This is a genomic window from Paraburkholderia sp. ZP32-5, from assembly GCF_021390495.1.
Lineage (GTDB): Bacteria > Pseudomonadota > Gammaproteobacteria > Burkholderiales > Burkholderiaceae > Paraburkholderia.
In genome coordinates, this window is record NZ_JAJEJP010000001.1 from 2,347,814 (window position 1) to 2,361,506 (window position 13,693).

Consider the following 13,693-nt stretch of genomic DNA (forward strand, 5'->3'; position numbering starts at 1 on the left):
TCTTGCAGCCCTACCCAATTCCTCGCTCAGCCGCCTCGTACAAGGCGCTTCGACAGAAAGCCGATGGTGTAATATCCGCCGTCAAGTTCATCTCCATCGCGAATTTGCATTCACCTGACAGCGTCGAATCCGGTATCGCATCCGGACAATTCGGGGCCCCGCTATTGCAATCGGCGAGCCTGCCCCGAACTCCGGTCCGAACGTTGCGCAGCTTCGCGCGCAGCGGCGTAAAGTAGCAGTTCAAGGCAGTCACGGCGCGCGGACATCGTCGGCGCCGCTTACATTCTCTGGAGGTTTTCATGTCGCTTTTTGACAGCATTTCGCGCACGCTCAAGGGTCTTCTGAACGACGCGGCCGACTCGGTGCAGGATCCGTCGCGCGACTCGCGCCAGATCGTGCGCGAACTCGATGACAGCATCGGCAAGGCGGAGAACTCGCTGATCGAGATCCAGGCACAGGTCGCGACCCAGCAGAGCAAGCGCGATGTTGCCGCGGACAAGGCGAAGAAGTACGAAGACGGCGCGAAGCGCGCGCTGCAGTCCGGCGACGAAGCGCTCGCGCGCGAAGCACTCGGCGCGCAGGCCACCGCCGAAGCCGAACGCGATGCGCTGACGAAGGAGCTGGCCACGCTGGAGCCGTCGGTCGCGCAACTGAAGAGCCAGATCGACGACATGCGCAGTCGCCGCAACGATCTGAACGCCCGCTCGAACATCCTGCAGGCGAAGCAGCAGATCGCCGAAGCGAAGGACGTCGCGGCTACTGCGTTGGGCGGTATCGGCGGCAAGAACCTGTCCGAAGATTTCCAGAAGCTCGAAGACAAGGTCGCGCTGTCGAACGCGCGCTCCGATGCACGTCTGAATTCCGCCGACGTGAAAAGCGGCAAGGCGCTCGACGACAAGCTCGCGGATCTGAATCGCGGTCCATCCGTCGACGACCGTCTCGAAGCATTGAAGAAGCAGCTGAACACGCCGGCGCAATAAGCGCGCGGTGTGTATCGATTGCCGTGCATCAAACACGCGTTCAAACGCGCATTCAAGCGATACACGGCAACAGCAGTACATGCCGGGGCAAGCCAATCGAGCCAGCCCCAGCATACCGGCCGCCGTACGCGGCCACCGCAATCGACTGATGGAGACGGGCGCGTCGCGCCCGGTCCGCACATGAAAAAATTTCTCGTAGCCGCTTTCGCTTCGCTGCTCGTCGTGTCGGCGGCGGCGTTCGCGGTGCCGACAGTTCAGCAAATCGAATCGGCGATGGCGCAAGGCAACTGGCAGCAGGCCGACTCCGGTCTGAACGAAGTGCTGCAAGCCCATCCGAACAACGCCCGCGCGCACTATCTGTATGCCCAGGTGCTCGATCGCGAAGGCCGTTACAGCGAAGCGCTCGCGCAGATACAACAGGCCAAGACGCTCGATCCGCAGATCCGCTTCACCGATCCGGCCCGCTTCGCGCAAACCGAAGCACGCCTGCGCAGCGATGCGCAACGCGCGGGCGGCAACGTTACCCGTCACGCCGCGAATCCGTTCGCGCAGCAGAATGCGCCTGCTGTGCAGCAACAGTCGGCGATGGTGTCGCAAGCGCAACAACGGCATGGTCCGGGGGCTGGTATGTGGATCGGTATCATCGTTCTGATCGCTGTGATCGCATTGGTGCTGCGCTGGACTTTGCGCCGCGCCCGCACACAGGAAGATACGCGTGCCGACGACGATCGCCGCACGCAGCTGAAGCGCGCGACGGATCTGCTCAACGCGGTGCGTTCGCTGAAGCTCGACGTGAAGCTCTCCACCGCGCCGGGGCATGAGGCGCTGGAGAAAGACGTCGAGGCGACCGAGGAGCAACTGCGCGGAACCGTCGAGGCGCTGTCGAACGGCAAGAATCCGCTGCCGCCGTATCAGCTCGACGAACTCGAGCAGCGCGTCGCGAGCCTGCGCGCTCGCGCCGACGGCCGGCCCGACCCGACCGCCGCATCCGTGGGTACCGGGCAGCAATCGGCGTATGCACAGGAAGCCGAACGCTTCGGCAGCCCGCAGCCGCCCTATCCGCAAACCCAGCCCTATCAGCAGCAGCCGCAGGTCATCGTGCAGCAAGGCGGTGGAATGGGCGGCGGCATGGGCGGTCTGCTGACCGGCGTGCTGCTCGGCGAAGCGCTGAGCCACGGGCGTGATCGCGTCGTCGAGCGCGACGTGATCGTCGACGACGACGAACTGCGCCGCCGCGGCAACGACGGCGGCAATGGCGGCGGCCTCGATTTCGGTCAGGGCTCGAACGACTGGAATGACAACAGCGGCGGTGGCATCGACATGGGCAGCAACGATGATTCGGGCGGCTGGACCGATACCTGATCGAGTCGCGCTTTTATAGCGCCTGCACCGCGTCGAACAAAAACAGGCTCCTTCGCACGGAGCCTGTTTTTCTCTGCGCTGCGCTTTGCGTTGTATGCCGATGGGTGTACACGCATCCGCACCCGAAGTCTCACGCCGAAGCACAGACGATGCGATGCACTGCCGCGCCGCCCTTCGCTCCACCCACTGCTTTCACCCGCCGCCGGAGATCATCATGACGCCCGCCCCTTCCGCTTCCGTAGCCACGCCGCGTATCGCGATCGTCGGCAGCGGCTTTTCCGGCATCGGCATGGCGATCCGTCTGCAACAGATGGGCATCACGTCGTTCACGATCTACGAGGCCGCGAGCGGTATCGGCGGCACCTGGCGCGATAACGCCTATCCCGGCGCGGCCTGCGATATCCCGTCGCATCTCTATTCGTTTTCGTTCGAGGCGAATCCGTCGTGGTCGCGCGCGTTCAGCGCTCAGGCGGAAATTCTCGACTATCTGCAACATTGCGCGCGCAAGTATGACGTCGAGCGCTACGTGCGATGCAATACGAAGGTCAGCGCCGCGCGCTTCGACGAAACGCGTCAACTGTGGCTCGTCGATATCGACACGAACGGCGCGCGCGAAACTATCGAGGCCGACGTGCTGATCGCCGCGAACGGTCTGCTGTCGCGTCCGGCGTTGCCGCGCATCGACGGGATCGATCGCTTCGAAGGCAAGCTGTTTCATTCGGCGCGCTGGGACCATGCGTATCCGCTCGACGGCAAACGCGTCGCGGTGATCGGCACCGGCGCGAGCGCGATCCAGTTCGTGCCGTGCATCCAGCCGCGCGTCGCGCACCTGGACCTGTTCCAGCGCACCGCGCCGTGGGTCATGCCGAAGCCCGACAAACCGGTCGGTCCGCGCGCGCACTGGCTGTTTCGAACGCTGCCGTTCACGCAACGCGTCGTGCGCAGCGCGCTCTACTGGCAGCACGAATCGCGCGCGCTCGCGTTCGTCGTCAATCCGAAGCTGATGAACGCAGCGATGAAGTTCGGCCGCAGCTATCTGGAGCGGCGCGTCAAGGACCCGGTGCTGCGCGCGAAGCTCACGCCGAACTACCGGATCGGCTGCAAGCGCGTGCTGCTATCGAGCGAGTACTACCCGGCCGTCTGCCAGCCGAACGTCGACGTGGTGACGAGCGGCATTCGCGAGATCGTCGCCGATGGCATCGTCACCGAAGACGGCGTGCATCATCACGCGGACGCGATCATCTGCGGCACCGGCTTCCAGGTCAACGACGTGCGCGCGCCATTCGAAGTCACCGGACTCGACGGCACGGACCTGAGCACGCTGTGGCTGCGCGACGGCCCGCAAGCGTATCTCGGCGTCAGCATCGCGAACTTTCCGAACTTCTTCATGCTTGCCGGTCCGAATACCGCACTCGGCCACAACTCGATGATCTATATGATCGAGTCGCAGCTGCAATACATCGTCGATTGCCTGCGTGTATTGCGCCGCCGCAACGCTCGCACGATGACGTTGCGCGCCGACGTGCAGCGCGATTTCAATGCGCGTCTGCAGAAAGACATGCGGCATTCGGTATGGGCGACCGGCTGCCAGAGCTGGTATCAGACCAAGAGCGGCAAGGTCACCGCGCTATGGCCCGGCTTCACGTTCAGTTTTCGCAAACTGACGCGGCGCGTGCGGCCGCGGGACTATCGTTTCGCGCCTTGATGCGGCGCGCGTTGCGGGTTTGGCGGGTTGAGGGATCGAGGGCGTACCGCATATAGCACATCGTGCCAGCATTCGTCCTCACCCACCGCTCAACAAGCGCAACAAGTCCCATAGAAACTTGCAGATCATCACGATCAATTCCCACAGACGAAAAAGCGGCTGCCAGTCCAGCACAGACAGAAGAGACTCGATCATCGTCATCGCCGCAAAAAGTCACCACGGCTTGCCGCGACGTGTCGGCCCACGCCGGCGAGTGCGGGATATCCCCGATCAAGTCGACTGAAAGTTCGTCGTAAACACATGGGAGAGACCTTATAGACGCCGCATCCACCACGGATGACGGCGCGTTCGCATTGGTGTCACCGGCGCGCCTGGCGCGCTACCGAGGAGACAGCTATGACGCGCTTCAGTTTTCGCCGTGCCCACCGTTCGCAAAGCGTCGTCGGCGATATTGCCGCGCAGGCGGGCAAACTGGGCATGGAAATCTGCGACGTGTCGGGGCACGTCGACGAAGTCGCCGCGCGCATCCAGAACCAGTCGCAAGTATGCCGCGCGCTGCGCGAATCGGCCGCGCAGACGCTCGCGGGCAATCATCGCATCGCCGCGGCCGCGCGCGAAATGCGCAGTGTATCGGCTGGCGCTGCCACCGGCGTGCAGGAATCGCAGACAACCCTCGAAGCATCGCTTGCCGATATCCACGGTCTCGTCGAAGGCGTGACCGTGATCGAAAGCCAGATCGGCGCGCTGCGCAGCGCGCTTGCCCACGTGAGCCGCGTCTCGGAAGAGATTTCGCTGATCGCGCGGCAAACCCATCTGCTCGCGCTGAACGCCGCGATCGAAGCGGCGCGCGCCGGCGAATCGGGGCGCAGCTTCGCGGTGGTGGCCGCCGAGGTCAAGAACCTGTCCGCGAAAACCGCGCAGGCCACCGGGCAGATCGAAACCACGCTGGCGCAGCTCACGCAGCAGACCGAGCAACTGATCAGCGAAGGCGCGGTGAATACGGCGCGCGCGCATCGGGTGCGTGAAGGCACGCGCAAGATCGGCGATGTCGTGCATGCGACCGGCGACGCGATCGCGCAACTGAACAACGAGGCCGGCCAGATCGCGACGCTGACCGGCGAGATCGAAACGCAATGCGACGGGCTCGAAGCCCAGGTGCTGGAGATGGCGAGCGGCGTCGAGGATTCGAGCGAGAACTTCACGCAGGCGAGAAACCGGCTCGGCAATCTGCTCGGCGTATCCGAGACGCTGATCGAGCTGACCGCGGCGACCGGCGTCGAAACCGCGGATACGCGTTTCATCGATGCGGTACAGCAGGTCGCGGCGAAGGTCGGCAAACTGTTCGACGCGGCCATCGCGCGCGGCGATATCTCGCTCGACGAGCTGTTCGACTCGCAGTACGTGCCGATACCGGGCAGCAATCCGCAGCAATTCATGACGCGTTTCACCGCGTTCACCGACCGCGTGCTGCCGCCGATCCAGGAGCCGATGCTCGAACTCGATCCGCGCGTCGTGTTCTGTACGGCGGTCGATCTGCGCGGTTATATGCCGACGCACAACCAGAAGTTCTCGTTGCCGCAAAGCGATGACCCGGTGTGGAACGCCGCGAACTGCCGCAACCGGCGCATGTTCAACGATCGCACCGGGCTCGCGGCCGCGTCGCATACGAAGCCGTTTCTGCTGCAAACCTATCGCCGCGACATGGGCGGCGGCCAGTTTGCGATGATGAAGGATGCGTCGGCGCCGATATTCGTCGGCGGCCGGCATTGGGGTGGTATGAGACTCGCCTACAAGGTCTGACGCGACGCGGCGGCATCGAAGAGAAAAGCGTCACGAAGGCGCCGCGCGGACCTTGCGCGGCGCTCGCGATCACCACCACATCAAACCGCCATCACCGCGCGCTTGCGCTCGGCGCGCTGCATGAAGAAGTTGGCGGCCACCACGCCGACGCTGACGACCGCGATAAACAGCGTCGCCAGCGCATTCATCTCCGGATTCAAACCGAGCCGCACGCGCGAGAACACGACGAGCGGCAACGTCGTCGAGCCGGGGCCGGACAGGAACGCGGACAACACGAGGTCGTCGATCGACAACGTGAACGACAGCAGCCAGCCCGACACCAGCGCCTGCGAAATCAGCGGTAGCGTGACGAAGAAGAACACCCTGAGCGGCGTCGCGCCGAGATCGAGCGCGGCCTCTTCGAGCGAAGGATGCAGCTCTCGCACACGCGACTGCACGATGATCGCGACATACGAAATACACAGCATCACGTGGCCGATCCAGATCGTGAAGATGCCGCGCTCGGCCGGCCAGCCGATCAGACGGCCCATTTCGATAAACAGCAGCAGCAGCGAAATGCCCTGAATCACTTCGGGAATCACGAGCGGCGCGTTGATCATGCCGGTGTACAGCGTGAAGCCGCGAAAGCGGCCCATGCGCGCGAGCACGAAGCCGGCCCACGTGCCGATCACGACCGACGCGAACGCGGTCATCAAGCCAATCCGCAACGACAGCCACGCGGACGCGATCAGTTCGTCGTCCTGCAGCAACGCCGCATACCAGCGCGTCGAAAAGCGCGTCCACACGGTCACCAGTTGCGACTCGTTGAACGAGTACACGACGAGGCTGACGATCGGGATATACAGAAACAGAAAGCCGATGCCCAGCGCGATCAGCTGCAACATGCGATTCGGCTTCATCGACGGCCCTCCTCCAGCGCCTTCGCCTGCGCGTGCTGGAACAGCGCCATCGGCACCAGCAGCAGCAACACCATCGCGCAGGTGACCGCCGAGGCCATCGGCCAGTCGGCGTTGTCGAAGAACTCATTCCACATTACGCGACCGATCATCAGCGTGTTCGCACCGCCGAGCAGTTCCGGAATCACGTACTCGCCGACCGCCGGAATGAACACCAGCAAGCAGCCCGCGACGATGCCGTTCTTCGATAGCGGCAGCGTGATCTGCCAGAACGCTTTCCACGGTTTCGCGCCGAGGTCGTACGCGGCTTCGAGCAAGGTCAGGTCCATCTTCACAAGGTGCGCGTAAAGCGGCATCACCAGAAACGGCAGGTACGAATAGACCATGCCGATATAGACCGCCGTGTTGGTGTGATACAGCTCGATCGGCGAATGGATCAGCCCGATCGACATCAGGAAGTTATTCAACAGCCCGTTGTTTTTCAGAATGCCGATCCATGCGTACACGCGAATCAGGAACGACGTCCAGAACGGCAGCATCACGGCCATCATCAGCAGATTGCGGGTGGCCGGATTCGAGCGCGCGATGTAATACGCCATCGGATAACCGATCAGCAGACACAGCACCGTCGAGATCGCCGCGACCACGACCGAATTCACATAGGTCGCGAAATAAAGGCTGTCGGTCAGCAAAAACGCGTAATGCGACAGATCGAGCGTGATGTGCAGCGCGCCGTCCGCGAAGTTGACGAGTTGCGTGTACGGCGGAATGCCGAGCTGCGAATCGGCGAAGCTGATCTTCACGACCAGCAGAAACGGCACGAGGAAAAACAGCAGCAGCCAGATGAACGGCCCCGCCACCACCGCGGTGCGGCCGGTCAGCTTCAGCCGCCGTGCCGGCCATGTGAAGAAGGAAGCAAGCGCGGCCTTCATGACGTCAGCACCACGCCGGCCGATGCGCTCCAGCGCACGTACACTTCGTCGCCCCAGGTCGGCGGTTCGATCTCGGTCAGCGCGAGGCTCGTCACGTTCGCGATCACCGTCTTGCCGCCGTCGAGCTTCACGTGATACAGCGAATAGCCGCCCATGTACGCGATATTCGTGACGACACCCTTGCCCCAGTTGTAGGCGCCCTCGGGCGGCTTGCGCGTCAGCGCGATGCGCTCCGGGCGCACCGAGATCGTCACCGGCATGCCGAGCGGACCGGTGATGCCGTGATTGACGTGCAGGCGGCAGGTCAGATCCGGCGTTTCGATGAACACGTAATCGGGTTCGTCTTCGACGGTGCGGCCTTCGAACAGATTGGTCGAGCCGATGAACTCCGCCGAGAAGCGGCTGTTCGGATACTCGTAGACTTCGTGCGGCGTGCCGAGCTGGACGATCTGGCCCTCGCTCATCACCGCGAGCCGGTTGGCCATCGTCATTGCCTCTTCCTGATCGTGCGTGACCATCATGCAGGTCACACCGACCGAGTCGAGAATGTTGACGAGTTCGATCTGGGTACGCTGGCGGATCTGCTTGTCGAGCGCCGACATCGGTTCGTCGAGCAGCAGTAGCTTCGGCCGCTTGACCAGTGAGCGCGCGAGCGCGACACGCTGCTGCTGGCCACCGGATAACTGATGCGGCTTGCGCTTCGCGAAGCGGCCCATCTGCACGAGTTCGAGCGCGCTGTGCACGCGGTCCTTCAGCTCCGCTTTCCGCACGCCTTCCTGCTTCAAGCCAAATGCGACATTCGATTCGACCGTCATGTGCGGAAAGAGCGCATACGACTGGAACATCATGTTGACCGGCCGGCGGTACGGCGGCAGTTGCGCGAGGTCTTCGCCGTCGATCAGGATGCGACCCGAGGTCACCGTTTCGAGCCCGGCCATCATGCGCAGCAACGTCGACTTGCCGCAGCCCGAACTGCCGAGCAGCGCGAACAGCTCGCCCTTCTTCACCGACAGGTTGACTCCCTTGACCGCAACGGTCTCGCCGAACTTCTTGACGACGTCGATGATCTGGATGAACTGGTCCGCCGGGTCGCCCATAACGGCGTTCGGACCCAGGAACGGCTCGCCGGCCCCCGCTAGCGCGCCCGACTGGTCACTACTGGTCATAATGCTGCTTCACTTTGGCGTTTGACGAACAAAGCCCCCGGTGAACACCGAGGGCTTCTTGATGATGCTTATCGCTGATTCATGCCGCCATCAGCGGCCGGACTTGAATTCGGTCCACAGCCGCGTTTGCAGTCGCTGGATTTCCTGCGGCAACGGCTTGAGCAGGAACAGCGTCTTGATGGTTTCCGGCGACGGATACACGGCCGGATCGTTGGCGACGTCCTTGTCCACGTACTTGCGCGCTTCCATATTGACGCTCGGGTAGTACACGGCGTTGGTGATCGCGGCGTGCACCTGCGGCGTCTCGATGTAGTTGATCCACTCGAGCGCGGCTTCCTTGTGCTTCGCATCCTTCGGAATCGCCATCACGTCGAACCACACCGGCGCGCCGCCCTTCGGAATGTAGTACTCGATCTTGTACGGCTTCTTCGCTTCGACCGCGCGATGCTTGGCGATCACGACGTCGCCCGACCAGCCGTACGCGAAGCAGACGTCGCCGCCGACGAGGTCGTTGATGTAGCCCGACGAGTTGAACTGCGTGATGTACGGGCGGATTTTCTTCAGCATCTCCAGCGCGGCGCGATAGTCGGCCGGGTTGGTGCTCATCGGATCCTTACCCATGTAGTGCAGCGCGGCCGCGAACATCTGGTCCGGCGCGTCGAGCACCGATACGCCGCAGGCCTTCAGCTTCGAGATGTTTTCCGGCTTGAACAGGATGTCCCAGCTATCGAGCGGGGTGTTCGCGCCGAGGATCTGCTGCGCCTTCGTGACGTTGTAAGCGAGCCCGGTCGTGCCGTAGGCCCAGGGCACTACATACTTGTTGCCCGGATCGGCGCCGGCGACGAGCGCCATCAGCGACGGGTCGAGGTATTTGAGGTTCGGCAGCTTCGATTTGTCGAGCGGCTCGAAAATGCCCGCGGCGATCTGCTTGCCCGCGTAGTTGCTGGTCGGCACGACGATGTCGTAGCCGGAGTTGCCGGTGAGGAGCTTGGCCTGCAGCGTGTCGTCGCTGTCGTAGTTGTCGTATTTGACCTGAACGCCGGTCTGTTTCGTGAAGTTCGGGATCGTGTCCTTCGCGATGTAGTCGGACCAGTTATATACGTTGAGCTGCGTATCCTTCGCAGCGGCCGTCAGCCACGGCGCCGCGCACAAGATCAGCGCCGCCACCCGCCCCACTACCCGTTTATTCATCCCGATCTCCGAAACTGTCGTCACTCAAGCTGCGAAGTCGCGCCGCAGCCCCCTGAAAACCCCGAAAACTACCATCAATTATTGCCCGCTCCAAAAAGAAACCCGGAGCTGTCGCGCAAACGGTACAGGCCGAGGCCGCACCTCTGCAAAATGGCCGCAATTTTAACGGGTTATCGGCGCCTGTCTACCTAAAAATATGTACCGGCGGGCGCCGCCGCATCCTTGCTGCGCCGGGGTTACGGGCGGTTGCGGGTGGGAGCGGAACGTGTTGCCGGTTCGCTTACGGTATGTTGCTGGACGGCGGTGCTATCGCGTTGTTATGTTGTTGTCAGGTCGGCAACCGTTCGCGCTTGCCGGTACCGATTGCGGCTTGCGTGGCGCACAAGCTTCCGGCGGCAATCGGCGGCCACGGCAATTCCTACGTTCCCGCGATGATCTTTTGAGCCGCAGCGGACACTGCCGCGTTGGCAGGTTGCAAGGCTCCCGCAAGCGCAAGCCGTATCGCCGCCGGCGGTGCACAATAGCTGCTTACAGCCCGGCGCCCCGTCTGCGCGGCTAGCCCGAAGCCATCGCGCGACGAGCGAGGATCTCGGGCCGCCACCCGCGCCCGCCCCTGCTCACGCGTTGTACACGTGACATGCACGCGATTCGCCATTGGACGGGGCATGTGGCTTGCAAGAGGACACGATTTCGCACCTCAGGCACCGATGAACACCAACCCCTTCGCGATGCGCCACCGCCGCCGGCGTCTGCCGGGCGAGCCGGCGCGTCCGGCGCACTGGTTCTCGTTTCTCGGCGCCGGCGCGTTGATCGCGGTTGGCTATATCGACCCCGGCAACTGGGCGACCGCGCTCGGCGCCGGTGCGGGCTACGGCTACCGTCTGCTCGGCATCGTGCTGCTGGCGAGCCTGATGGCGATGCTGCTGCAATGGCTGTCGTCGCGGCTCGGCGTCGTGACCGGGCGCGATCTCGCGCAGCTATGCCGCGAGCGCACCGGGCGGCGCGGCACGCTGTTTCTGTGGCTCACCAGCGAGATCGCGATCATCGCCTGCGACGTCGCCGAAGTGGTCGGCAGCGCGGTCGCGCTGCAATTGCTGCTCGGCGTGTCGCTGACGGTCGGCGTGCTGATGTCGGCGGTCTGCACGTTCGCGCTGCTCGCGCTGCAGCAGAAAGGCGGCCGCAAGCTCGAAGCGGTGATCGCCGCGCTGATCGGCTTCGTCGGGCTCTGCTTCGTGGTCCAGTTGGCGCTGGCGCGGCCCGACTGGCGCGCGGCGCTGGCCGGCTCGGCGCCGAGCATCGAGCTGTTGCGGAACGCCGGCATGCTGTGGCTCGCGGCCGGCATCGTCGGCGCGACGGTGATGCCGCACAACCTTTATCTGCATTCGGCGCTCGTCAAGCACCACGCGCCGGAGCGCAGCGACGCGCAGATCAAGGTCGCGCTGCACGTGATCAATCTCGATACCTTCGGCTCGCTCGCGTTCGCGTTCGTGATCAACGCCGCGCTGCTGATCGTCGCGGCCGCCGTGTTCTATGCGAGCGGCCATCGCGACGTCACCGATCTCGCCGACGCCCATCGGCTGATCGCGCCACTGGTCGGCAGCCGCTGGGCCGGCATCCTGTTCGCGGCGGCACTGCTCGCGTGTGGACTGAGCGCGACCGTCACCGGTACGCTGGCTGGTCAGGCTGTCATGGAGGGTTTTCTGCAGTTACGGCTACCGCGCTGGAAGCGCGCGCTGCTGACGCGCGCGCTGGCGATCGGCCCGGCGCTGTTCGCGGTCGCGATGTTCGGCCAGCATGGCTCGAATCAGTTGCTGGTCGCGAGCCAGGTCGTGCTGAGCCTGCAATTGCCGCTCGCGGTCGTGCCATTGATCCGCTATGCATCCGATGCGAAGCTGATGCGCGCCTGGCGCGTGCATGGCGTGCCGCTCGTGCTTGCGTGGCTGTCGGCGGCGTTCATCATTGCGTTGAATGGCGCGTTGTTGTGGCAGTTGGCAGCCGGTGCGTGATCGCGCCACGGCAAGATGCGTCACGCGCATCGGTTAACATAGCGAAACCTTGCCCCCAGCCTCAACGTTCCCGATGACTTCGAATCTTCACGACCTCCCCGACAGCCCGTGCATTGGCGTGTGCTCCACGCTCTTCGACGAAGTGTGCAAAGGCTGCGGGCGCACCGCCACCGAGGTGTACAACTGGGTGTTCCTGAGCGACGAGGAAAAGCGCGCGGTCTGGACGCGGATCGAACAGGAAGGCACCGCGATGCGGTTTAAGAACGACAACCTGTAACGTCCGCTATTCGCGCGGGGCGCGGCGTATACCGCCCGCTCACGTCAATCAGGCGACGCGTCGCACGCGCACGCAACCGAAGCCGCATTGACCGTCCGCTCACTTGCGGCGAGCCGCTGCAGCGTCGCCAAACCCAGCAACGCAAGTCCCAGTCCCAGCGTAAAGTCCGCGTGAATGCCGGCGCGATCGACGATCGTGCCGCCGACGGCCGAACCCACGGCAATCGCCACCTGAATCACGCTGACGAACATTGCTGAGCCCGCTTCCGGCAAATCCGTGGTGCCGCGCTGAATCCACACGCTAAAGCAAAGCGGCAACGCGCCGAACGCGATACCCCACAGCAACATCCCCGCCGTCTCGCCGATCGGCGAATGCTCGAGCAGCAACATCGACGACATCGCGCCCAATAGCAGCAAGATCATCGCCGCAACGGCTTTTTTCAGATGCTCCGACACCGCCATCGACGTCAGCGCATTCGAGAAAAAGCCGATCAGGCCGAAGCCGAACAGCAATAGCGTGATCGCACTCAGCGAGAAATCGTGTTCGAGCAGCGGCGCGATATACGTATAAGTCGAGAAATGCGCGCCGAACACGAGCGCGACCATCACCATGCTCAGCCGCGTATGCGGCCGGCCAAGCAAGGTTTTGAAATCGGCGATACGCAATGCCGATGCCGACGGCAACGACGGCACCAGCAGCGCTTGCGCGAGCAACGCGAGCGCGACCAGCACCGCGGTGGCCGCGAACGCCATCCGCCACGATGCAAACGACGCGATAAACGTGCCGAGCGGCACGCCGACCACGGTGGCCAACGTCACACCGGTCAGAATGGTCGCGGTCGCTCTGGCCGCGTCCTTGCCCTGCACGAGTCGTGGCGCCGCCGCGGTCGCGAGCGTCCAGAAGCCACCCAGCGCGGCACCGAGCAAAGCGCGCCCGATCAGCATCACCACGAGGCTCGGCGCGACGGCGCACACGATGTTCGCGATCAGCAGCATCGCGGTGAGCAGCAGAAACACATAGCGGCGATCCATGCGGCCCGCGCCGACGATCAGCATCGGCGCCGAGATCGCGGCCAGCACGCCGGGCGTGGTGACCATCAAACCGGCCACACCGGTGGATACGCCCAGGTCGTGGGCAATTTGCGGCAGCAATCCGACCGGCAGAAACTCGGCGGTCACGAACGCGAACGCGCTTACCGCGACGGCAATGACGGAAAACCATTGAGCCGCCGACGTTGAACTGCCGTCGACGGAGACTGGCGTCGTAACGGTATCGATTTGCATGATGGGACGAATGGCAGATTGAAGGCTGACACTTTAGAGTGAGTCTCGCCCCGGAAAAAGCGTCGTGTTCCGAAAAGACTTGCCAGCGCGGCTGA

At 63.7% G+C, this 13,693-nt stretch carries 11 protein-coding genes; 6 read left to right on the forward strand and 5 right to left on the reverse strand.

All coding sequences use genetic code 11. The features are described 5' to 3' along the window. The first annotated feature begins 299 nt into the window (after nucleotides 1–299). The 4 genes from L0U82_RS09950 to L0U82_RS09965 all read left to right on the forward strand — a co-directional run bounded on the left by L0U82_RS09950 (nucleotide 300) and on the right by L0U82_RS09965 (nucleotide 5,847). The gene (locus L0U82_RS09950; RefSeq protein WP_233830429.1) at nucleotides 300–980 is read left to right on the forward strand and encodes a PspA/IM30 family protein; all 681 of its coding nucleotides are present in this window, start codon (nucleotides 300–302) and stop codon (nucleotides 978–980) included. A 180-nt stretch (nucleotides 981–1,160) separates the two neighbouring features. After that, nucleotides 1,161–2,342, forward strand: a complete 1,182-nt coding sequence (locus tag L0U82_RS09955) for a tetratricopeptide repeat protein (RefSeq protein WP_233830430.1) — start codon at nucleotides 1,161–1,163, stop codon at nucleotides 2,340–2,342. A gap of 214 nt (nucleotides 2,343–2,556) precedes the next feature. After that, a complete protein-coding gene (locus L0U82_RS09960; RefSeq protein ID WP_233830432.1) occupies nucleotides 2,557–4,047 on the forward strand; it encodes a flavin-containing monooxygenase in 1,491 nt (496 codons plus the stop codon). A 396-nt stretch (nucleotides 4,048–4,443) separates the two neighbouring features. Continuing rightward, complete coding sequence (locus L0U82_RS09965) at nucleotides 4,444–5,847, forward strand: methyl-accepting chemotaxis protein (RefSeq protein WP_233830434.1); 1,404 nt, start codon at nucleotides 4,444–4,446, stop codon at nucleotides 5,845–5,847. 80 nt (nucleotides 5,848–5,927) lie between these two features. On the opposite strand, the gene L0U82_RS09970 is transcribed toward L0U82_RS09965, so the two are convergent. The 4 genes from L0U82_RS09970 to L0U82_RS09985 all read right to left on the reverse strand — a co-directional run bounded on the left by L0U82_RS09970 (nucleotide 5,928) and on the right by L0U82_RS09985 (nucleotide 10,032). Beyond that, a complete protein-coding gene (locus L0U82_RS09970; RefSeq protein ID WP_233830436.1) occupies nucleotides 5,928–6,746 on the reverse strand; it encodes an ABC transporter permease subunit in 819 nt (272 codons plus the stop codon). Further along, nucleotides 6,743–7,675, reverse strand: coding sequence for an ABC transporter permease subunit (locus L0U82_RS09975; protein WP_233830437.1), 933 nt, complete (start codon nucleotides 7,673–7,675; stop codon nucleotides 6,743–6,745). The genes L0U82_RS09970 and L0U82_RS09975 overlap by 4 nt, the downstream gene beginning before the upstream one ends. Then, complete coding sequence (locus L0U82_RS09980) at nucleotides 7,672–8,841, reverse strand: ABC transporter ATP-binding protein (protein ID WP_442793607.1); 1,170 nt, start codon at nucleotides 8,839–8,841, stop codon at nucleotides 7,672–7,674. The genes L0U82_RS09975 and L0U82_RS09980 overlap by 4 nt, the downstream gene beginning before the upstream one ends. A gap of 90 nt (nucleotides 8,842–8,931) precedes the next feature. After that, the gene (locus L0U82_RS09985) at nucleotides 8,932–10,032 is read right to left on the reverse strand and encodes a polyamine ABC transporter substrate-binding protein (RefSeq protein ID WP_233830438.1); all 1,101 of its coding nucleotides are present in this window, start codon (nucleotides 10,030–10,032) and stop codon (nucleotides 8,932–8,934) included. A 707-nt stretch (nucleotides 10,033–10,739) separates the two neighbouring features. Here L0U82_RS09985 and L0U82_RS09990 point away from each other — a divergent pair. Continuing rightward, a complete protein-coding gene (locus L0U82_RS09990) occupies nucleotides 10,740–12,038 on the forward strand; it encodes an Nramp family divalent metal transporter (RefSeq protein ID WP_233830439.1) in 1,299 nt (432 codons plus the stop codon). Nucleotides 12,039–12,111: 73 nt separating this feature from the next. Next, on the forward strand, nucleotides 12,112–12,315 hold the full coding sequence (locus L0U82_RS09995) for a DUF1289 domain-containing protein (RefSeq protein ID WP_233830440.1): 204 nt from the start codon (nucleotides 12,112–12,114) through the stop codon (nucleotides 12,313–12,315). Between the two features lie 44 nt (nucleotides 12,316–12,359). Here the strand turns inward: L0U82_RS09995 and L0U82_RS10000 are convergent, their stop codons facing one another. Beyond that, nucleotides 12,360–13,598: an MFS transporter gene (locus L0U82_RS10000; RefSeq protein WP_233830441.1), complete on the reverse strand. Its 1,239-nt coding sequence runs from the start codon at nucleotides 13,596–13,598 to the stop codon at nucleotides 12,360–12,362. Nucleotides 13,599–13,693 lie beyond the last annotated feature (95 nt).